9 protein-coding genes are annotated in these 22,256 nt (G+C 61.1%); 2 read left to right on the top strand and 7 right to left on the bottom strand.

Translation table 11 applies throughout. From position 1 onward, the window contains the following. Positions 1–365: 365 nt before the first annotated feature. The 4 genes from ASF90_RS23265 to ASF90_RS04935 all read right to left on the bottom strand — a co-directional run bounded on the left by ASF90_RS23265 (position 366) and on the right by ASF90_RS04935 (position 11,305). Positions 366–4,562 carry an RHS repeat protein gene (locus ASF90_RS23265; protein ID WP_115560700.1) on the bottom strand — a complete coding sequence of 1,399 codons (4,197 nt, stop codon included), beginning with the start codon at positions 4,560–4,562 and terminating at the stop codon, positions 366–368. Between the two features lie 172 nt (positions 4,563–4,734). Beyond that, positions 4,735–5,055 carry a hypothetical protein gene (locus ASF90_RS04945; RefSeq protein WP_236699207.1) on the bottom strand — a complete coding sequence of 107 codons (321 nt, stop codon included), beginning with the start codon at positions 5,053–5,055 and terminating at the stop codon, positions 4,735–4,737. Positions 5,056–5,672: 617 nt separating this feature from the next. Beyond that, on the bottom strand, positions 5,673–9,527 hold the full coding sequence (locus ASF90_RS04940; protein ID WP_055846704.1) for a translocation/assembly module TamB domain-containing protein: 3,855 nt from the start codon (positions 9,525–9,527) through the stop codon (positions 5,673–5,675). Beyond that, on the bottom strand, positions 9,524–11,305 hold the full coding sequence (locus ASF90_RS04935; RefSeq protein ID WP_055846702.1) for an autotransporter assembly complex family protein: 1,782 nt from the start codon (positions 11,303–11,305) through the stop codon (positions 9,524–9,526). The genes ASF90_RS04940 and ASF90_RS04935 overlap by 4 nt, the downstream gene beginning before the upstream one ends. A gap of 239 nt (positions 11,306–11,544) precedes the next feature. Between ASF90_RS04935 and ASF90_RS04930 the strand changes: the two genes are divergently transcribed. Beyond that, complete coding sequence (locus ASF90_RS04930; protein ID WP_193552648.1) at positions 11,545–14,235, top strand: TonB-dependent receptor; 2,691 nt, start codon at positions 11,545–11,547, stop codon at positions 14,233–14,235. A gap of 381 nt (positions 14,236–14,616) precedes the next feature. Here ASF90_RS04930 and ASF90_RS04925 read toward each other — a convergent pair whose 3' ends face one another. From ASF90_RS04925 to glyQ, 3 genes are all read right to left on the bottom strand, one after another. Next, positions 14,617–16,209: a sulfotransferase gene (locus ASF90_RS04925; RefSeq protein ID WP_055846696.1), complete on the bottom strand. Its 1,593-nt coding sequence runs from the start codon at positions 16,207–16,209 to the stop codon at positions 14,617–14,619. Continuing rightward, the gene (gene glyS, locus ASF90_RS04920) at positions 16,209–18,380 is read right to left on the bottom strand and encodes a glycine--tRNA ligase subunit beta (protein ID WP_055846694.1); all 2,172 of its coding nucleotides are present in this window, start codon (positions 18,378–18,380) and stop codon (positions 16,209–16,211) included. Before glyS ends, ASF90_RS04925 begins: the two co-directional genes overlap by 1 nt. Before the next feature lie 182 nt (positions 18,381–18,562). After that, entirely contained in the window at positions 18,563–19,471 is a 909-nt protein-coding gene (glyQ, locus tag ASF90_RS04915) for a glycine--tRNA ligase subunit alpha (RefSeq protein WP_055846691.1), read from the bottom strand. Positions 19,472–19,562: 91 nt separating this feature from the next. Between glyQ and ASF90_RS04910 the strand changes: the two genes are divergently transcribed. Next, the gene (locus tag ASF90_RS04910; RefSeq protein ID WP_055846689.1) at positions 19,563–21,377 is read left to right on the top strand and encodes a GspE/PulE family protein; all 1,815 of its coding nucleotides are present in this window, start codon (positions 19,563–19,565) and stop codon (positions 21,375–21,377) included. Positions 21,378–22,256 lie beyond the last annotated feature (879 nt).

Genomic DNA, 22,256 nt, shown 5'->3' with positions numbered 1-22,256 from the left:
TAGACATCCGTCTACATAAAGATCGACTGGGAAGTCGTTCTGCATCGCCATCATTAACAATGATGTCATCTCCTTGTTCATCAAGCCCCCTTGCTCTATGAAAAAGACATTGCCCGTGCCGCATGCTGCCCCGTTCTGCGACGTTCCAGCTGTTTCGACATACAAACCCTCAGCACCCCAACCTGTATTGAGACGGGTAACTATGTTCCCCATGACTACATATGGAGCTGCAAACGCTTCACTACATAGAAATGACGGCAGAGTGCAGAACACCAGAAGAAAATTCCTAAGGTTGAATCGTGGATTTAGCATCTGAGATACCATTATTGGAGTTTTAGCTCTTTCGAATCAAAAATTTGTTCTAGTCAGTTCAGCAGAAGTTGATAGAGCAGCGGAACGATATCTGCCGCGGAGCGCTTGACATGTGACACTCCAGACAACTCAGTGCATGCCCCACCCTGCGTACAGGCGAGCACACGATACGAATATGTTCCGGAGGGACGGGACAACGAGGTCCACGTGGTTTGATCGCCCTCGTAAACAGAAGTCCACGTCAGCCCGTCGATACTTTCCTCAACCACATAGCGCACGCTTCCTGGGCTTGCGGTCCAGGTTAGGATGTCCTTCATCGCTGGCACTTGTCCAAATGACCATTCGACTTCCGCCACGTTGCTGCCGCCCAGCAAAACATACTCTGTCATTTTGGAACGGCGTTGATTTTTCTGAAAGCGCAAAACCCCAGATTGATCATACATCGACCCTACGCTGCCGCTTGATTGTGTTGCCTGGGTACGCCTACCGTTGCCGTCGTAGCGATAGCTTTCCTTATTTGTTGCAGCACGCAGGCGATTCCCGAAATCGAAGACGTACGCCTGCCCATTCTTATTGATGAGATTGCCCTGTAAATCGTACGCAAGACCGACAACAGTGCTTCCAGAGCACTCGTTAATCTTGATATTGGTGAGATGCCAATACGGATCGTAGCAATAGAAATGCTCGCGTGCAGGTGCTTTAACGTAGGTCAGATTATCCAATGCGTCGTAGCGATACTCGGCTGTGCCGAACATTGGAGATACGGTGGACCTTAAACGATCCAGCCCGTCATATGTCATCGTTCGGTTGCCGCGCTGATTGCGAGCAGTCGCCCCGTCTGTAATCGCTGCAACGTTACCGTTTGCGTCATAGTCATAGCCATCACTTAATACGATATTGCCACCAAAGGCATCTTCGCTAGTGTCGGGCAGCTGTCGTGCGTTCTGCACCATGTTGTGAACAATGCCATTTCCATATGTAAACTGCCGAAGCGCTCCGTTTGGATAATAGCTAGCACCTGTCGCGTAGCTCCCGGACTGTGTGGCTTGGCCCAACGCGTTTGGAGCGTAGTCAACCGTCATGCCCGTAGGATAACGCTGCATCGCCAGGTGACCGTTTGCATTGTAGATCGAGCTGATCGCCCAGGTTTCGCCATCCGCCTGCCCTTGACTCTCGCCAATAAGAAAACGACGCTTGTTGTAGGTGTAGCTGTTGTAATTGGCTACACCGCCGTTGATTGTAGTTATCTGCTTGACTAAACCATCCGGCCAGTACGTCCATCGCTGATTTCCGTTTCCATCAGGGAAGAGCAGCGCGGTTAAACGATTGCGCGAATCATAGGCTCTATCTACTCGACGCGCCGCGATCGTCGCGCTTGTTCCATTCAGATCACAACCCACATCCGCTGGAAGTCCGGCAGCGGACCATTTCATGTTTCCGGCAGGGTCGTATCCCATTAAGGTGGCGCCCGTCTCAGGCTCCACTGAGCGGCACAGCTCTTGACTGCCGTTGTAGGCGTAACTACGCGTCAGCACCTGAGATGAATTTGCGTTACGCCGGGTGATTGATGTTGGTTTGCCAAATAGATCCCGCGCAATATCAGTGTAAGTTCCTTCCGGATGCTGTATCCAAACAGGCTTATCATAAGCCGGCTGATCAAAGACCTGATAGCCTGTAACAGTGACCTGTCCGCGCGGATTAGCACCACTGGTCTGATTACCAGCAAGATAGCTAGTAATTGTATTTAGTCGGCCAAGCTCAGAGTCCTGGGATGATGAAGTGATTCTTCCTAGAATATCGTAACCGTTTCGATAGCCCGTGCTCAGCGAGCTATTACTTCCCGGGTAAGAAGAGAATATCAACTGACCTACGGTGTCATATGAAAAACGCTGAAACCGCTGCGTCCCAGTTTCATTTGCCGCATCGTACTCCCGCGTAAGTAGCGGCTTCAGCATCGCATCGAAGTAAGTGATCTTTCGAGCATTTCCGGTAACTACCGTTTGGCGCCAATGCCCCGGCGCAATATCGTATTCCGAAGCACCTACCTGCTCGAAAGATTGCACAGTTGTGTTCCATACCGAGCTATCGCCTGTAGGATATACGATTGTAGACAGTCGCCCCATCGCGTCATAGCTATAATTATTCTTGTAACCATTCTGATCAATCGCTGACGTTATCCAACCATTGTCATTGACGCTTGCAGAAATTGTGGTTCCGTCCGAGAAGCGAATGGATTGTGGCACTCCTCTCTTCCAAGAACCGAGCGTAATGGAATTGTTATTAGCGTCCGTAACATAAGCAATCGTTCCATCACCGTTATATCCAATGGCTTGCTTCAGTTTTCCGAATTCCGTGATGGAGATTGGCTGCGCATTACCATTATAAGAAATTTGCCGCTCTACTAGACCGGTGTCGCTATTCGTGGAGCTTGCTTCTTGGCCAAGTATCCATTTCTGAGTGTTGTCATAATAAGTGGCGACATCAGTTCGGCCATGCCACGGGGTATACCTCGCAACTGCGGTCGGTCTTGCGAAAGCGTCGTAGCTGCGCACCGAATATGTGTATGCCGTGCCGTCTTGACCTATCACTCTTGAGCTGAGTGGGGAGGCACGTGTCATTTGATCCGAGTTTAAGTTATTTGCAAAAGTTTCTCCGTAACGAGCCGGCCAAGGTCCATTTGTAGCGGAGGCATATGAATTCTGCTGAGTTTTAACCAGGCTCGTACCGACAGCTCCTGAGAATTGCTCGGATTTGAGAAGTTGACTTTCGCTCACGTCAAATCTGTTACTGTAGGTATAGCGCGTTGCGCTCCCCATAGGATCTATAACGTTGGTCCAGGTTGTAGAAGCGCAACCGGCATTGCAATCCTTGCTCCAGCTATTGTTTGGAGGCGAGTATTCATAGAACCATACCCGAGACGCAACTCCCGGCCCATAAAATTCTTTCTTTGCAAGTGTCCGCGCGCCATAGACATTGGGATGAACTAGCGTTCTACGATTGAATGAATTATCACAAAGATAAGGGACGTAAGAACGGCCTCTGATTGTCGAGCCCACTGTAAAGACGCCTGTTAGCCCTGAAGGGTGGCGCATGGTTCCTATGGCGGTAGCAGCGCTTGGCTTGGTGACAAAAGAGCATCCATTGTCGGTTGGATAAGTAATAGCCGAATATTCCCCCGCTCGACTAAATCCCCCGAGGTCAAATGCCCATGACGAGCCATCGGGCTGTATCATCCCAACTAGATGTGTACGTGTATCTGCAAGTACGCCATACTGATACGACCACGTTCTAGGTGCGCTATCTGAAGTCTGCAGCACAGCCGACGTGATGCGGGTACCAGATTCAGTTGTTCCAGATGCCCACCGCTGGGACCATGGCTCGTAATTTATAGAGAGAACTCGCCCGTCACTCGCGATTATTCTCGTCAAATTTCCGGCAGCATCGTATTGATAATTAAGCGAATTTCCAAATCTATCTTCTATCCTGGAAACAAGTCGCATCGCCACATTACGTGCAACACCACCAAAATTTGGCTGAGCAAAACCTACGTTGTCGTATCTCTTAGTAACAGCCCAATCCATCCAGTATTTTGTTCCCTCTGGAGAGACCACAAAGAATCCATCGCCCCCGCCCAAACCATTAGACGTTTTTTGCAGGCAACCGATCATCCATTGACTTTTTGTTAGGATCGGAAAGTCGACTACACCGCCGTCTACATTCATGGCTTGCGGCGCGAAGCCGTTGGATGCATCACGCTTTAATAAATCTTGGCGGCCGCTTCCAGGTATAACTAGCTGATAGCCTCCCCACCACTGTTCTGGGGGATAGAAGATCGGACTGGACGATGCACTACTGTTCAAAACAATAGTTGGCGCGCCCGAAATGTTCACGCATTTCAGGTTGAACCTTTCAGCAATTATTGTTTCAATTCGCGGCACTTCAAGGCGCCAGTCTGTAAAAGCACGTGAATCGGTTGTAAGAAAACTGCGGTCGTTGATTTCTAACGTTCTGGAAAGCTCAATGGGAAGACCTTGTCCTTCTTGAACTATGTCTACCTGCCTAAATGAGATTGCACCCGTATAAAGGTCGATGAGTTCACCGAACGGCTTATCGCCAAGTGGTTGAACTGATTGAGAACTACGTACGCGCTTGTCGAATTCTGATTCTGGGGAAACCATTTGCGCCTGCGATGACGCAGCTGAAATTAGTAGAATTAATGCAGCAAGGCTTTTAGATTTTACGCCCAACATATGCTCCCCTTATTTCACATATAGCTTTAAGAATATGCAGCCGGCGTATTCTTAATAATACAGGCCAAAAAAATTTTCGTAAATTTAGCTTTATAACGCATACCGCCTTTTAAGCGGATATCGTTATTAAGGGGGAATATAAAAACCGTCCGCTATTAAAATGGGATGCAGTTTAATCTTCAAGATATATAAACCGCCCAGTGCACGTAACGTCGTTATCCTCGATGACAAAGTTGATTCTCTTGCCCGTTGTCAGCGAGGTCATCAATGCAGCGTAGATCGCTTTATTGTTATCAACACTAGGGTTTGCCCAGTTCAGCGCCTTACCAATAGGACAGGCTGTATTGCCTTCGCTCAGTCTAAATGGAATGCGCGCCGGCATATAAGTCGCCTCGATCGAGGTAACCCGGCCGGAGAACCACTGTAATGCGTCGGCCGGACCTGACATGGCGATGAGCACAGATGCGGTTAGAAACATGGATGTAGTTTTCACTCTCTCGCTCCGCAGAATTCAATATTGGCTCAAGTCAATCCCTACTTCGCCCTAGTTACAGGCAAAAGAAGCGAGACAATGTCATTTATTCAAAGAAGCCTAGCGCCGCTTTCTCTCGCGTGCCAAAACCTCACATACCTTGGCCATCACCAGATCCAGGTCGAGATCGCGTACGTATGCTTTTTAAGCTATAACGACTGGCTCTTGGTATGACACAAATGGAGCCTGTCGATAACAAACTCGTTCAGTGTTGCGCAACCCGTGATTGGGGCGATGGAATGATGTACCGCAGTTCCTTCGGCGTACCAACCATTCTTTACATACGTAATCTTGCCATGGCTGCTCATCTCGACGGCCACGGACATTCCAGACAATGACGCTATTAACGCAAGCAAGACCTGCAAGCACGCACGTTTGTCGAGATGCATCCTGCTTTCCTATACGAATCCGATATCGAACAATACGACGGCCACAGCGCCGCCGCGCGAGGCGCTGGACGGTCAATGGTTACGTCCCCCTGAATTTTCTGCAGGAGAGGTGGCTCGCACCCCCATCCGCCCTCGGCAGCATGAACAGATGAGTCAGCTTTGTCAATATGTGATGAAGGCCCTAAAAAATTACTTCTCCCGCCGCCAATTCACCGAGCCCTTGGTCTCCACCGTGCTGGATTCGGCTTCCACATCGAAGCCGCGGCTGAGCAGGTATTTGAGCGTCAGTACCGAGCCGCCGCCGATCATCGAGACGCCGTAGCCGACGTACAACTTGGGCGAGAGGTATTTGCCGAAGCCCACCACTGAGCCGAGCGTGCTGGATTGGCTGACGCCGGCTTCGTCCAGGCCGAGCTTGGCGCCGATCTGCGAGGCGATCAGGCTGCTGCCCGCCGACAGTGCAGCCGAGGCGGCGCTGACTTGCTGGGTTTCGTCGCTGCTGGCGGTGGACAGGCCGCGGCCGAGTACCAGGTACGACAGCGCTTCGGATTGCGACATCGCCGGCTCCGACCACACATCGGCGCGTGGCGATTCGGCGCGGCCGCTGACGTCGATACCGGCGGTGACATCGCCGATCTTGCGTTCGGCGCGCAGGCTCACGCGCGGGTCGGAGACGATGTTGTTGTTCCAGGTCAGCTGGCCGCGGCTGATAGTCAAATCCTGGCCATAGGCCTTGTAGCGGCCGCGCACATCCAGCCCGCCATTGGCAGTCATTTCACGGCCCGGGCGCGCGCGGATCTGCATTTGCCCGCTCAGGCCGCCCTTCAGGCCAAAGCCGCTCATGTTGACCTTGTCGCCGAGCACGATCGCCAGGTCCATATCCAATGGCGAGGACGGAGCGACCTCCGGATCGACCGGGTCCAGCACCACCACGTCTTCGGACACCGAGGTGCCGCGATCCAGGCGTTCCAGGTCGATATCGGCCTCGGGCACGGTGACCTTGCCGCGCAGCTGCATGGTCTTGTCGACGATGCCGAACTGCATGTCCGGGTTGGCGATGATGCGCAACTCGCTGGTGTTGTAGGCCAGCACGTTCTGCCCGCGGATGTTGAGCAGCAATGGCGTGCTGGTGCCGAACCACGACAGCCCGCCATCGACGGTGAGCGTGCCCTCGCCGGACTTGGCTGAGGCGGTGATCTTGGCCGAGCCGTCCGGCAGGGCGTCGAAGCGGCCTTTGCCCTCGCTCAAGGTCAGGCCCATCGACGGGTATTCGGCAGTGAAATCGCTCAGGGTGGCGTCGCCGCCCAGCAGTGGCTTGTCGCGGGTGCCGCGCAGGCTCACATGGCCTTCGACCAGGCCTTTGGGCCGCACCACATCGGCCACCACCAGCTCCAGCCAGTACAGCCGCGACATGTTCAGATACAGCTCGCCATTGAGCGGCGCGTACGCGTCCCAGCCGGTGTTGAACTTGGCATCGACAAAGCCTGCGCCCTGGAAGCCGACACCGAGCTTGCCCTGGATCTGCTGCGGGGTGAAATCGGCCTGCATGCTGAACTGGTCGTAGCGCAGCAACTCACCGCGATTGGGGTTGCCGGCCACCGCGGCGTAGCGGGTTTCGCCCAGGCGGATACCGCCTTCGGGCGAGGCGATGCGGAAGCTGCCTTCCCATGCATTGCCGCGCGGCTTGAAGCTGCCGTCGAGTGCGAGCTCACCGCGCAGATAGATCTGCCGGCCTTCCTGCTTGGGCAACCACGGTTGCACCAACGACAGTGGCAACGCGTCGCCATGCACCACCATGCCCTCGCGCGGCCAGTTGGCGCTGGCGCACAGCGCACCGCCGGTGGCTGCACCCAGGCAGGTGTCGGACAAGGTGAAGGCCGCGCCATCGGTACTGAACTGCGCCGGCTGCCGCAGCGCCCAGGCATCGCCCTTCGACGGTGCGATGCGCAACGTGGCGACCTGGCCCTGCCAGCGCGCGCCATTACGACGCACATCGCCCTGCAGCGCGACGCTGGCCATGCTGTTGGCGATATCGGCATCCAGACGCAGCGCTTCCACCGCGCCGCGTGCCTGCACGCGCACGCTGTCCAGCACCACGCCCGCTTCGATGGCGGTGCCCTGCAGCGCCAGTTGTCCATCGCTACCGCGCCACGGCAGGCGCCCACGCAAGCTGATGCTCTGCGCGGTGTAGGTGTTCCAGCGCAGGCCATTGCCGGCGATGTCGGCGGTGATGTCCGGCGCATCGCGGCGGCCGCTGACCTGCAACTGCCCGCGCACGGTGCCGGTAGCGCCAGGCAGCACGTCGTCCAGTTGCAGCGGCTGCAGTTGCGCAGCGATATCGAGCTGATCGCCGACCTTGCCCTTGGCAGTGACGCGGCTATTGCCCAGCGACAGTTGCAGTTCGCCCTCGCCCTGTTCGCCACGCAGGGCGAACTTGCCGTTGGCCGCCAGCGCGCGCTGGCGCAGCTGGCCGGTCAGGCTGGGAACATCGGCGGTGGCTTCGAAGCCCGGCGACACGCCACCGGCCGGCGCCGGCAACTGCCGGCCCTTGGAGGCGATCTTGCCGGACAGATTGCCGTTCCAGCCCGGCGCGAAATAGCCCGGGTCGAACTTGGCCAGCTGCGCGGTGACATCCCACTGCAGCTCCGGTGCCCAGCCCACTTCGCCGGTGACATCCAGCGAGCCGCCCGGCGTGGTGGCCTGCACCTGCTTGAGCTGCGCGCGTTGGTCGTTGCCACGGCTGTCGAACACTAGCGCGGCCCGCTGACCGTCGCGCTCCACGGTGGCACGGCCGATCGCGGCCCACGCCTTCAGCGTGCCGGCCACGCCCAGGCGAGCATCGATCAATTCCACCGGTACCACCGGCGCATCGGGGGTGGCCGGGTCGACCGCGGGAGTGAAGCGCAGGCCCTTGGCATTGACCGCAAAACGGAAACTCGGATTCTGGGTATCGCGGAAATCGGCGGTGCCGCGCAGCTGGGTGCGCCCTTCGAAGGTATCGATCACCAACGGTTCGACGGTCAACACCTGCTCCTGCAGGCTGATGTGCGACGGCTGCAAGGTCGCGCTCAGCGCGCCCTGTTTGACGCTGCCCTGCAGATCGGCGTTACCGCCCTTGCCGGACGCGGTCAGGTTCAACGCGATCGGCGTGGCCGGTGCATTGGTCGCGCCAGCGGCGGCCGGAATCAGCAGCGAGGTATCCAGTGCCTCGGTGACGGCCTTGAACGCCCAGGTCGGGTCGTCGCGGCCGGTGAATACCAGGCTGGCCTGCAGCGGCGCCGGCGCGCGGCCGGCGATCGCCACTTCCATCTTGTCCAGGTCACCGCGTGCGACCAGACCCAGGCTGGCCGGCGTGCGGCCCCGCGCAGCCGGCAGCACCGCGGTGGCAGTGAGATCGGCGTGGTAAGCGTCGTTGGGAATGTAATCGCCATGCAGGCGGAAGTCGCCCATGTCGGTATCGATCACCAGGTCGCGCGTGCGCAGTTCGCCGGTCGCCACTTCCAACCCGCCCTGCATCTTGTGCAGCACGATCATCGGCTGCTGCAACTGGGTGATGCGCAGATTGTCCACTGCAATCTTGTCGGCCTGGATCGCCAGCGGCACGTTGATCTGCGGCAGCGACTCGGGCCAGCTGGGGAGCTTGAACGGTTCGTCGCTCTTGCCCAGGTTCAACGTGGCGTCGCTGACCTGCACCGCATCCAGCTGCAGCTTGCGGCCGAGCAATGGGCGCAGATCCGGCTCCAGATAGACGCGCTCGGCGGTGAAGTGGATGTCCTGATAGGTGAAGTCGACATTGCGCAAGGTCAGCGGGCCGGCCACCGGACCTTCGACACTGCCGTAGGTAAAGCTGGCGCCCACCGGCAGGCGCGCAACCACCTGCGCCAGCAACACGTCGCGCCCGGCCACGGTCTGCAGCAACCAATAGAGCGCGATCAGGGCCAGCAGCACCAGCCCGAGCACGGTCAGCCCCGAGCCCACCCAGAACCGGCGTCGGCGATAAAAACGCGCGCGGCGCGGTGCTGCAGGTGGCGTGGGTGTGCTCACAGGTTGGCCCCGATATCGATGTAGAGCTGAAACTGCGAGTCGGGGTCGTTCAAGCCGTGTGCGATATCCACGCGCACCGGTCCCACCGGCGAACGCCAACGCAGACCGAAGCCGATGCCGGTATGCCAGTCGGGCCGGTCGTCGAAGGCGCTGCCGCTATCGACAAAGACCGCTCCGCCCCACGGGCCGCCCTTGAGGTAATGCTCGTACTCGGCGCTGCCGGTGACCACGTTCTTGGCGCCCAGTGCAAATTCGTCCGGCCTGGGCGTGCGTGGGCCCACTTCGCGGAAGGCGTAGCCGCGGATGCTGTTGGCGCCACCGGCAAAAAACCGCAGGCTGGGCGGCATCGCCACCAGATCGCTGGTCCAGGTGGTGCCGCCTTCGCCGCGCAGGATCACCCGTCCGTTCTCGCCTGCGCCCAAAAACCAGCGCAGCTGCCCATAGAGCTGGCCGAAGTTGGTGTCCGAGCCCGCACCTTCGGCGCCACCACGGATCAGCGCCTGGCCCGACACACCGCTGCGCGGAAACAGCCGGTCGTCGACATTGATGTAGTTGGCCTGCAGCTGCGGATAGATCAGCGTGGAGGTTTCGTACACCGCACCTTCGAAATCGTTGCCGCTGCTGAACCGCCAGCGCTCGCGCAAGGCGTTGATCGAGGCAATCGCGCTCCAGCGCTCGTTGATCTGGCCGCTGCGGCTGCCGGTGAGTTTGACGTTGCGCAGGTCGATGTACTCGGTCTGCTCGTCGTACAGGCGCGCCGAGGCGGTGTACCAGCCGTCGAGCCAGCGGAACGCCGGCACCCGGTAACTGGTGGTCAGGCTCTTGCGGTTCTGCGCGTAGTCCAGCTGCGTGTCCATCTTGTGGCCACGCGCATTGACATAACGCCGCTCCACGCCGCCGCGCACACCGGCGCCGCTCTCGCTGCCGTAGCTCAGACCGGAGGTGTAGACGGTGCGCTTGGCGCGGGTGAGCTTGACGTCCACCGGTACCCGGCCATCGGCATCGGCGTCTTCGGGCTTGGGCTGGATATCGATGGTGCTGAAGTAATCCAGCTTGGTCAGCGACTCGCGCAGCCGATCCAGCTTGCCTTCGTGGTAGTAGCTGCCCTCGTCCCAATACACCAGCGGGTCGAACAGGCCATCGCGAAAGTAGTCGTAGTCGAAGCGCACCTTGCCCATGTCGTAGCGACGGCCGCTGTCCCAATTCAGGTCGATGTCGGCAGCGTGTTCGGCGCGCGTCACCGCCACCCGGCGCTGGGTGAAGTCGGCGTCGAAGTATCCACGCTCGGCCAGACGCCGGGTGATGCGGACCTTGCTGGCTTCGTATTGCGGATGACTGAAGACCTGGCCTTCGCGCGGCTCGAACTGCTTGAGGTCTTGCCCCAGATAACGGTCCTGCTCGGCCCAGCCGGTGATGGAGATATGCGAGGTACGTACCCGGACCGGCTCGCCGCGGTCCACTGTGATCACCACCGTCACCTTGTCGCCGTTGCGCGGCGCGGCCAGTTCGATGGTCGGCGAGTAATAACCGAACGGCTCCAGCGCCTCGCGCGTCTGCCGCTCCGCCTGCGCCAGCAGGTACTCCAATCGCGACTCGCCCTGCTCTTTGCCAACGGCCTCATACAGAGACAGGGAGACCTCGATGTTCTCGATCATCTCGGCATCGTCGCCGTCGTCCAGCCCTTTGATCTCGATCTTGTCGATGGTCGCCCGGGCAGCCGCTTGCAGCGGAACGAACAGGGTGCACAGCAGGGAAAGAGCAAAGACGGCTTTAAGCATCGGCAAAGGATACCCAGCCTAGGTGTGAAGGGACAAAAAATCTGCGCAAACACGCCTATACGGCACCGGACGGAACTAGGTACAGTCGGCATGTTGTTAACGTTTCGTTGGCACCCATTGCGTGCGGCCCCCCGATTGCCGCGCGCCCGTTCATACCTTTGGAGAGAGAGGTTCGTTTCATGAAGCGTCATTTGCTGGTTACCGCCGTGTGCACCGCCCTGACCATGCCATCGCTTGCACTGGCACAGGAGCAAGGTGAAGTGACTCAACTGGACAAGGTGACGGTGACAGGGTCGTTGATCCCCCGTTCCCAGGTCGAAACCGCAACTCCGGTGTTTTCGATCACCGCCCAGGACATCCAGCGCCGCGGCTTCAAAGACGTCTACGACGTGCTGCGCTCGCAACCGATGGCCACCGGCGCGGTGCAGGATGGCCAGTTCAGTGGCGGCTTCACTGCGGGCGCCAAATCGTTGAGCCTGCTCGGCCTGGATCCCGGCTTCACCCTGGTGTTGATCGATGGCCGGCCGATGGCCGACTACCCGTTGCTCTACAACGGCCAGAGCAACTTCGTCGATCTGGCCAGCGTGCCGGTGGGCATGGTCGAGCGCATCGACGTAGCGCCCGGTAACCAGTCCTCGATCTACGGCTCCAGCGCCATCGCCGGTGTGGTCAACATCATCCTGAAAAAGCGCATGGACGGCGTGCAGATGAATTACCGCATGGGCACCTACGACGGCGGTGGCGGCAACAACCAGCGCTTTCAGCTCACCGGCGGCAACGAGATCGGCGGCGCCAACATCGTGTGGGGCCTGCAGCTCAACAATCAGGATCCGATCTACGGCTATCAGCGCCGCGACTTCGATTCCACCAACGACAATCCGGACCCGACGCTGCGTTATGGTTCGCGTATTGCCTTGCATAACCTGCCAACCACTTATATCGATCCCGGCGCCGAAAATTGCGCTGCATTGGGACCGCTGTTCAATGGGTCGGTGCAGTACGACAACCGCGCCAACCGTGGCAACTTCTGCAGCAGCCGCGCAGTACCAGGCTACGCCAGCATCCTCAACAAGGAACGCAGCGCCAGCGGTTATGCCAACCTGAGCTATGCGTTCAACGACAACACCGAGCTGTACTCGACCGTATTGCTCAATCGCACCAAGGTCGAGATCAATGGCGGACCCCGCTTCTGGCAGACCTCGTCGGACACCGGTGGCTTTTTCTACAACCAGGACAGCCAGCAACTCGAAAGCTATCAACGTATCTTTGCGCCTGAAGAAACCGGCAACAACAATTTCAACAACGACCGCCAGACTGCCGACTCCTACAACATCGCGCTCGGTCTGAAAGGCGGCCTGGGTGCCAGCAACTGGACCTACGATGCCTACTACGCACGCTCGGAATATCGCATCGAAAGCCGTCAGCAGTGGCCGCTGGCCGACCGCATCGAAGATTTCTTCCGCGAACAGTTCCTTGGCGCGCCGCAGGGTGAGTACTACGGCTACCCGATCTATTCGCCCAACGATGCCAACTTCTACCGCGCGTTGACGCCGGCGCAGTACCGCAGCTTCAACGATGAAATCCGCACCAAGTCCAGGACCTGGACCCAGAACGTCAACCTGCAGCTGACCAACACCGAGTTGTTCAACCTGCCGGCCGGTGCGGTCGGCGTCGCCGGTGTGTTGCAGGCCGGTAATCAGTACTGGACCAATCCGACCGACCCGCGTGTGATTGCAGGCGACTTCTATCAGCTGACCGGCACCCAGGGCAGCGGCAAGCGCGAGAATTGGGCTGCGGCCTTCGAAATGCGGGTGCCGATCCTGAGCACCTTGACCGCCAACCTGTCCGGCCGCTACGACGATTACAAGAACCAGGGCGGCGGTGGCGATTCCAAGTTCACCTACAAGGCCGCGCTGGAGTTCCGCCCGATCGATTCGCTGCTGTTCCGCGGCAACTACGCCACTGCGTTCAAGGCACCGGACATGGCGTTCTCGTTCGCTGGCGACAGCGGCTTTTTCCAGGGCGTCAACGACTACTACCGCTGTGCGGTCGAAGAACCCGGCGTGCCGATTGCCGACTGCACCTTTGCCGGCACCAGCATCCAGGGCCGTCGGTCCGGCAATGCGGATTTGCAGTCGATCACCGCAAAATCCTGGGGCGCCGGCGTGGTGTGGTCGCCGAGCGCACGCTTCAGCGTCAACGCCGATTACTACAACATCAAGATCGATGACAAGGTCAGCGACCTGAGCACCGATGCGTTGCTGCAAAACGAATCGGCCTGCCGGCTCGGCGCCCTGGACATCAACTCGCCGACCTGCGTGGACGCGCTGTCGCGTATCGACCGCACCGCCGCCGATGCGCTGGTACCCAATCGCCTGAGCAACATCCGCATCAACCCGGTCAATATTTCCAACGAGGAAATCTCCGGTGTGCTGACCAAGGCGACCTACAACCTGGCCACCGAATCCTGGGGCCTGTTTGTGTTCGACGCGCAATACAACCTGACGCTCAAGCATGAAAGCCAGCAGTTCCCGCAAGACCCGGTGCGCGACCTGCTGAGCGAGCCGTTCTTCTCTTCCGAGTTCCGCAGCATCACCAATGCCTCGATCACCTGGCAGAAGGATGCATGGACCACCACCTTGTTCGGCCAGCGTTACGGCCGTACCCCTAACCTCCTCGCGCAGCAGAGTACCGATGGCTATGCAGTGGAAGGGGCGCGCAAGGTCGGAGCGTGGACCACCTTCAATGCGACGCTGGACTATGCGATCAACGACGACATCTCGCTGACTGCAACCGTCAACAATCTCGCCGACACCCGCCCACCGCGTGATCGCACCTACACCGACTACCCGTACTACAACATCTTCAACTACACCGGCTATGGCCGTTCGTACATGCTGGAATTGAACTGGCGCTTCGGCGCGCAGTGAGTCATCGGTTGTGACCAACGGCCGGCAGTCATCATGACTGCCGGTCTTTTTTTGAGGCATCCCCGCCAAAGCGGATGGGCCTGGATTGAACTCGGAGCAGCGACCAGCATCACTTGAACGCTGTCTCGATGGAGCCCAGGTCTGGTCGCACTCGCCTTGGCAGACATGTTGCCAAACACGTGGGATGAGGGCGCGATGCCCTCACCGCTTGCACGACGCGCCGTGCGTCCATCCACGCAGGTTCTTACGTGACATCCATCCCGCCAACAGCGGTCCCGCAAGCAGCGCGGACATCGCACCTGCCAACGTGGCAGTGGGCTGACGGGGATCAAACAGCAGGCTGCCCACCTGACGGTGAGCGCATTCGCTTGTCAGCGGGGCTTAGCACGTAGCGCCTGTTTCGATCATGCCCACCTGCAACAAGGCCTGCCTCAGCGGCTCCAGTTGCGTTGCATAGCGACGCCACGCTTCCACATTGCGCCCATGCACACCCTCGCGTACCTGCACGCTGCTCAGCGTGGCCGACGCTGCGGCATTGCGGGTGATGTCGATCTGCCCTGGCTCTATCGCCAACCCGCAGCGCGTCATCAACTGCTCCAGCACCGCAGATGGATCGCGCACCATCTGCGCGTAGTCCACATCGATCACCCGGCCAGGTAGCGCAGCGCGCCACTGCGCCATCAAACCGTGATACGCCTGGTAATGACGCGCCAGTGTCTGCAGGTCGTAGCTGTAAGCATAGGAATCGCCGAACAGCGCGCGATAGTTGGAAAAACACACCGCCATCGGCTCGCGCACCAGATGCACGATCAGTGCACCCGGCAACGCCCGTGCGATCGGCCCGATCGCCACTGCATTGGCAGGCAATTTGTCGATATACCAGCGCGCCGCCCCCGCGCGCCACTGCGTCTGCTCCAGATAGCGCTGCCCGACCTGTGCGTAGTCCAGCGTGGGCAGCGCCTGCAACAGGCCCGCATCGAGCAGGCTGCGTCCGGCCTGGTCCGCGCCCCAGCGCAATTGATGACCGAAGTCGCTCAGTTCGCCCGCAGAAACAATCTGCGAATGGTTACCCAGCATGCGTTCGAGCACCGTGGTGCCCGAACGTGGCAGGCCGAGCACGAAGATGGGTTGCGGGCCGGGTGCAGCATCAGCCGGCTGGGCAGCAAACACGCCTTGATCGGCCAAGGCGCCCAACTGCGCATACAGCGATGCCTCGGCGTCGGCGTCGTGGCGCAAGCGCGCATGCATGACTGCATTGCCATGCTGCAGCGCCTCCCAGGCGGCATCGGTCTCGCCAAGATCTTCCAGCTCCTTGTACAGCGCGAATGCCAGCCCGGCCCGGTCTTCGCTACCGGGTGCAGCGCGCTGCAACTGCTGGCGCAGTGGCGCGACATGGTTGCTGGTCGCGCTCTGGCGGCGCAAGCGTGCACGCGTCAGCGCCGCACGGCCGTAGCCGGGCTGCTGCGCCAAGGTCTGTTCCAGCGCCTGCGCTGCCGCATCCAGATGCCCGTTGAACTGCAATTGCACGGCAAGGAAAAAGCGGAAATCCGCGCCATCGAATCCGCAGGCCTGCGCGCGCTGCATCATCGCCAGCGCCTCGGGATGTTCGCCCAGGGATTGATGCACATGCGCCAGCAAGGCCAGCGTCGCGCCATCGCCACACTGCACTACCGATGGATGCCGCAGCAGCGCATGCAACGGCCGATGTTCGCCAACGCGCAGCAGCGCTTGCGCCACACGGCAACGCAGCGTCACATCGTCGCCCACATCGCGCGCGGCCAAGCGTAGCTGCGTGACCGCCTCGCGCATCTTGCCGCTCGCCAGCACGGTACCGGCCAACAGCACACGAGCCGACACATGCGTCGGCTCCACCGCCAACACCGCCTGCAACGCCGACGCTGCTGCGGCCATGTCGCGGCGGGCCAGCGCGTCCTGGGCACGTTGCCACTGCGTCGCACCGGCAGCGGTGGACATCAGCTGGACAGATGCTCGATGGCGGCAACGCTCCCGAGGCGGTCGCCGAGCTTCTTCAGCAGCGCCAGGCGGTTGGCACGCAGCTGCGGGTCTTCGGCATTGACCATCACGCCGTCGAAGAACGCGTCCACCTGCGGACGCAGGCGGGCCAGCCGGGCGAGCACGGCGACGTAGTCGTGGCGGTGCAGCGCATCACCGGTGTCGCCGATGGCCGCTTCCACCGCTTCGGCCAGCGCTTCTTCGGCCGGTTCGCGCAGCAGCGTGGTGTCGATGTCGCCGGGGATCTCGCCGTCGACCTTGCGCAAGATGTTGCGGATGCGCTTATTGGCCGCGGCCAGCGCTTCGGCCTCGGGTAGCGTCGCGAAAATGCCGATGGCATCGATGCGGCGGTCGAAGTCGTAGATGGAGGCGGGACGCAGTTCTGCGACGGCGTTGAAGTGGGTGGCGGGTACACCTTTGTCGGTGTAGTAACCCTTCAAGCGGTCGATGATGAAGTCGTAAAGCTCGCCGTACATATCGAAACTAAAAGACTCTGCTGAAAAAATTCCGTTTTTTACGTTTACGCCTTTTTCTTTTGCCTCATTGGCAAGTTTCAACGTGTCGTTTGCCTTTTTACTTACCACTGCCATCTTTGCTTGATTGATTGCATTCGCGAGCAGTTTATTAAGGTCCAGATCAAACCCACTCTCAATCACCGTCCGCGCCAACCCCAGCGCATTACGCCGCAGCGCAAACGGGTCCTTGTTGCCAGTCGGCTTCAAGCCGGCCGCAAAGCCACCGGCCAAGGTATCCAGACGCTCGGCAATCGCCAGCACCTTGCCCAGCGGCGACAACGCAATGTCGTCGCCAGCAAAGCGCGGCTGGTAAGCCTCGTCGATGGCCAGCGAAATCTCGCTTGGCTCGCCAGCGGCTTTTGCGTAATGGCGCCCAGCAATACCCTGCAGTTCCGGGAATTCGTTGACCATGCGCGATTGCAGATCGTTCTTGGCCAACTCCGCAGCGCGGCGTGCCTGCGCCGGGTCGGCGCCGACCTGCGGGGCGATCGCCTCGGCCAGCGCAGCCACGCGCGCGACCTTGTCGGCCACGCTGCCCAGCTTGGCCTGATAGGTCACGCCGGCAAGGCCTGCGCCCATCGCTTCCAGCCCCTGCTTGAGGTCTTCGTCGAAGAAGAACTTGGCGTCGGCGAACCGTGGACGGATCACCCGCTCGTAGCCCTTGGCCACTTCGGCCACGTCCTTGGAGACGATGTTGGCAATGCCGATGAACTGCTCGGTCAACTTGCCGCCATCATCCAGCACCGGGAAGAATTTCTGGTTGATCTCCATGGTTTCGATCAGCGCTTCCTGCGGCACCGCCAGGAAGTCGCGCTCGAAGCTGCACAGCACCGCCGACGGCCATTCGACCAGGTTGACCACCTGCTCCAGATTGTCGTCACTGATGCGCGCGCGGCCGCCGGCCTGCTTGGCGGCTGCTTCGACCTCTTCGACGATCCGCGTGCGGCGTACATCGGCATCCACCAGCACATGCGCGCTGCGCAGCGCGTCGATGTAATCGCCCGGCGCGGGCAACGACACCTCGCCTTCGTGCATGAAACGATGGCCGCGGGTGATGCGGTCGCCCCGCACGCCCAGTAGTTCGGCCGGGATGACCTCAGTGCCGAACAGCAGCACCAACCATTGCACCGGCCGCGCGAACGCATAGGCATGCGCGCCCCAACGCATCGGCTTGGGGATGGGCATGGCGGCAATGGCTTCGCGCAGGATCTCCGGCAACAGCGCGGCAGTTTGCGCGCCCGGCGTCACTGCGCGATGCACAAAGCGCTCGCCCTTGGCGTCGCTGGTGCGCTCCAGCGCGGTCCAGTCGATGCCGGCCTTGGCGGCAAAACCGGCCAGTGCCTTGGTCGGGTTGCCATCGGCATCCAGCGCAATATTGAGATACGGCCCCAGTACTTCGGAGCGCTGTTCCGGCTGTTCGGTGGCCACGCCCGGCAGCAGCACCGCCAGGCGGCGCGGGGTGGACAGCGGCTTGGCATCGCCACGGGTGACCGCGACGCCGCGCTTCTCCAGCCCGGCCAGCACGCCATCGAAGAACGCCTGCGCCAAGCCCGGCAGCGCCTTGACCGGCAGCTCTTCGGTGCCCAGTTCGATCAGCAGGGGGTGCATCTGAGTCATTGCGTCGGACCTTGGTTTTGCCTTCGTTCGTCAACCGACGAAGGTGGCTTGATGATGTCCTTCTCCCGCAAGCGGGAGAAGGTGGCGCGATGCGCCGGATGAGGGTTGCGCGGCGGCGACGGCGTGCTGCCCCCATCCGCCCTGCGGGCACCTTCCCCCGCCAGCGGGGGAAGGACACCGCATCAGCGTTTGACGCCAGGAAACCCTAGCTTTTCGCGCTGCGCGTGATACGCCTGCGCCACGCCCTGGGCCAGCGCGCGCACGCGCAGAATGTAGCGCTGGCGCTCGGTCACACTGATCGCGCGGCGCGCATCCAGCAGGTTGAAGGCGTGACTGGCCTTGGTCACCTGCTCATACGCCGGCAGCGGCAGGCCGACCTCGATCAGGTGCTTGGCCTCGGCTTCGCAGGCATCGAAGCGGTGGAACAGCTCTTCCACATTGGCATGCTCGAAGTTGTAGGCGCTCTGCTCCACTTCGTTCTGGTGGTAGACATCGCCATAGCTCACCGGGCTGCCGTCCGGGCCGTAGGTCCACACCAGGTCGTAGACGTTGTCGCAGCTCTGCAGGTACATGCACAGCCGTTCCAGGCCGTAGGTGATCTCGCCCAGCACCGGCTTGCACTCCAGCCCGCCAGCCTGCTGGAAGTAGGTGAACTGGGTCACCTCCATGCCGTTGAGCCAGACTTCCCAGCCCAGGCCCCAGGCGCCGAGCGTGGGCGATTCCCAGTTGTCTTCGACAAAGCGCAGGTCGTGCACCAGCGGGTCGATGCCCAGCGCCTTGAGCGAGCCCAGGTACAGGTCCTGGATGTTGTCCGGGTTGGGCTTCATCGCCACCTGGTACTGGTAGTACCGCTGCAGCCGGTTGGGATTTTCGCCGTAGCGGCCGTCGGTGGGACGGCGCGAGGGCTGCACGTAGGCCGCATTCCACGGCTCCGGGCCCAGCGCGCGCAGGAAGGTGGCCGGGTGGAACGTGCCCGCACCCACTTCCAGGTCCAGCGGCTGGATCAGCACGCAGCCCTGATCGGCCCAGTACTGGTTGAGAGTCTGGATCAGGCCCTGGAACGTGATTGGAACGCGGCGGGAATCGGACATGCAGCAAGGGCCGTGCGAAAGGGGTGCGCTAGTATACCGGCCCACCCGCGGCGCTTTGCCGCGGGAGCATTGCGGCAGGGGAACCACCAGCATGGAACAGCGGCGCAACGCCGACCCGGACAGCGCAGCGACGATCCTGCCGCGCGGCCGGCTGATGTTCGACCCGGTGGCTGCTGCATTGCTTGCCGATGGCATGGTGGTGCCGCACGAACACGAACGCGTGCAGTTCTCCGCCGCCGGCGTACGCAACGCCAGCGAAGTGCATCCGCTGGTGCTGCTGGCCAACCTCAAGCTGCATGCCGCGCAGGCGCCAGCCGGCGAGCTGGGCCTGGAGCGGCTCACCGAATGGATGGCCACCCGCACCGGGCTGCGCTATCTGCGTATCGACCCCACCCGCATCGATGTCGCCGCCGTCACCGGTGTGGTCTCGCATGCCTACGCGCGCCGCCACCGCATCCTGCCGCTGGCGCTGGACGCCGAGCGCGTGCTGATCGCCACCAGCGAGCCGCTGGCGCTGGAGTGGCTGGCCGACGTGCAGCACCTGAGCCGCCGCCGCATTGAGCTGGCGCTGATCAACCCGCTGGACCTGCATCGCTACACGATGGAGTTCTTCGGCGTGACCCAATCGGTGCGTGGCGCGCGTGGCGATGCGCGCAGTGCCGAGCCGGGAGCAGGCCTGCCCAGCTTCGAACAACTGGTGGAACTGGGCCGCGCCGGCGACGTCAATGCCGACGATCACCACATCGTGCATATCGTCGACTGGCTGCTGCAATACGCCTACGAGCAGCGGGCCAGCGACATCCATCTGGAGCCGCGCCGCGAAGCCGGGCGCATGCGCTTCCGCATCGACGGCGTACTGCACAAGGTGCTGGAAGTACCGCCGTCGGTGATGACCGCCGTGGTCAGCCGCATCAAGGTGCTCGGCCGCATGGACCTGGCCGAGCGCCGCCGCCCGCAGGACGGCCGCATCAAGACCCGCTCGCCGGGTGGGCGCGAGGTGGAAATGCGTCTGTCGACGATGCCCACCGCGTTCGGCGAAAAGTGCGTGATGCGTATCTTCGACCCGGATTCGGCGTTCAAGAGCATCGAGCAACTGGGTTTCAGCCCCGAAGAAGCCGCCGGCTGGAGCGCGCTGGTCGAGCGCCCGCACGGCATCGTGCTGGTCACCGGCCCCACCGGCTCGGGCAAGACCACCACGCTGTATTCCACGCTCAAGCGCCTGGCCACGCCGGATGTGAACGTGTGCAGCGTGGAAGACCCAATCGAAATGATCGCGCCGGAATTCAACCAGATGCAGGTCCAGCAGAACATCGACCTGGATTTCGCCAGCGGCGTGCGCACGCTGCTGCGGCAGGACCCGGACATCATCATGATCGGCGAAATCCGCGACCTGGAAACCGCGCAGATGGCGGTGCAGGCCTCGCTCACCGGGCATCTAGTGCTGTCCACGCTGCACACCAACGATGCCGCCTCGGCGATCACCCGTCTGCTGGATCTGGGCGTGCCGCATTACCTGGTCGCTTCCACGCTCAACGGCGTGCTGGCACAGCGCCTGGTGCGCACGCTGTGCGTGCACTGCAAGCGCCCGCACACGCTCAGCGACGACGACTGGGCGGCGATCCGCGAACCGGGCGAAGCGCTGCCGGAAACGCTCAACGTGCACGCCCCGGTCGGCTGCCTGGAATGCCGCCGCACCGGCTATCTGGGCCGCGTGGGCCTGTACGAATTGCTGCCGGTGAGCCCGCGGTTGCGCAGCTTGATCCGTGCCGACACCGACCTGGCCAGCTTCAGCCAGGCCGCCCGCGGCGACGGCCTGCGCACCCTGCGTCGCACCGGGCTGGAAAAGGTCGCCGCCGGCCTGACCACCATCGAAGAAGTGCTGTCGGTGCTGCCGCCGCGCGAATAAGCGGCTGATCGCCAGCGACGCAGGTCGTTTGTGCATGTTCGGGGGTAGGTGCGCCGATTCTGGGTAGACCCGCCGGCGGCGTCGATGGGAGCGTGCGAGCGCGAGGACGCGGCATCCCGCATGCGGATATGCACTCTGCTCGACGCACGCACGCAGGACCGCCACCTGGTACGAAGGCGTTTAGGCCACGGCACTCAAACCAGCAAGAACGAGCCCCTACAAAAACCGCTCGACACACGTTACAGCCCCGACCCACGTTGTTCGCGCAGACGCTGCCACGCCCTGGGAGCAGACATGACGGCACCCCGTCGCTGTCCCGTTCTAGCGCCCAAGGCACGCTCCGACTACCACGTTGAGGGCGCTGCAGCGGTCCACTCGTGTGCTGCCGCCGATCATCGGTATCGCCCGATCACTTCGCTGAAGACCGCGCTGCAGCCATGGCGCTGAGGAGTGCAGCGCCGCGTCCGCCGCACGTGTGAGCACCCCAAGACATGCTCCGACCGCAGGCTTGAGTTCGCTGCGGCGGTCCAAACATGCTCCGCCTGCCGGCCGGCCGATATCGGGACGGGCCGACCACGCCGCTGACCAACGCGCTGAAACACCCAGGGCTGCGCCTTGCAGCGCCCCGTCCGTCTCCCGTTCAAGCGCCCCAAGGCATGCTCCGACTGCAAGGGTGAGGACGTTGCGGCAATCCAGTCGCGGGCCTGCCTGCCGATATCGAAGATGTGCGATGGCCGCCAGCCACCACCATCGCCATTCCATCTACCCGTCCGCGAGGGCATCAGCACATGGCAATCGGCAATCACGCACAGTGTCCGCAGTGGGCCCTGGCTTGAAAAAAACGCGCCACTGCCGCCTACAATCGGGGGCATCTGTCGT

The organism is Xanthomonas sp. Leaf148, from assembly GCF_001423585.1.
GTDB lineage: Bacteria > Pseudomonadota > Gammaproteobacteria > Xanthomonadales > Xanthomonadaceae > Xanthomonas.
This window is presented reverse-complemented; position numbering and strand designations above follow the sequence as displayed.

Bases quoted from the DNA above. Each gene is read 5' to 3' on its own strand.
- ASF90_RS23265 (WP_115560700.1), bottom strand. From the start codon at position 4,562: ATGTTGGGCGTAAAATCTAAAAGCCTTGCTGCATTAATTCTACTAATT.
- ASF90_RS04925 (WP_055846696.1), bottom strand. From the start codon at position 16,209: ATGTCCACCGCTGCCGGTGCGACGCAGTGGCAACGTGCCCAGGACGCG.
- ASF90_RS04935 (WP_055846702.1), bottom strand. From the start codon at position 11,305: ATGCTTAAAGCCGTCTTTGCTCTTTCCCTGCTGTGCACCCTGTTCGTT.
- ASF90_RS04910 (WP_055846689.1), top strand. From the start codon at position 19,563: ATGGAACAGCGGCGCAACGCCGACCCGGACAGCGCAGCGACGATCCTG.
- glyS (WP_055846694.1), bottom strand. From the start codon at position 18,380: ATGACTCAGATGCACCCCCTGCTGATCGAACTGGGCACCGAAGAGCTG.
- glyQ (WP_055846691.1), bottom strand. From the start codon at position 19,471: ATGTCCGATTCCCGCCGCGTTCCAATCACGTTCCAGGGCCTGATCCAG.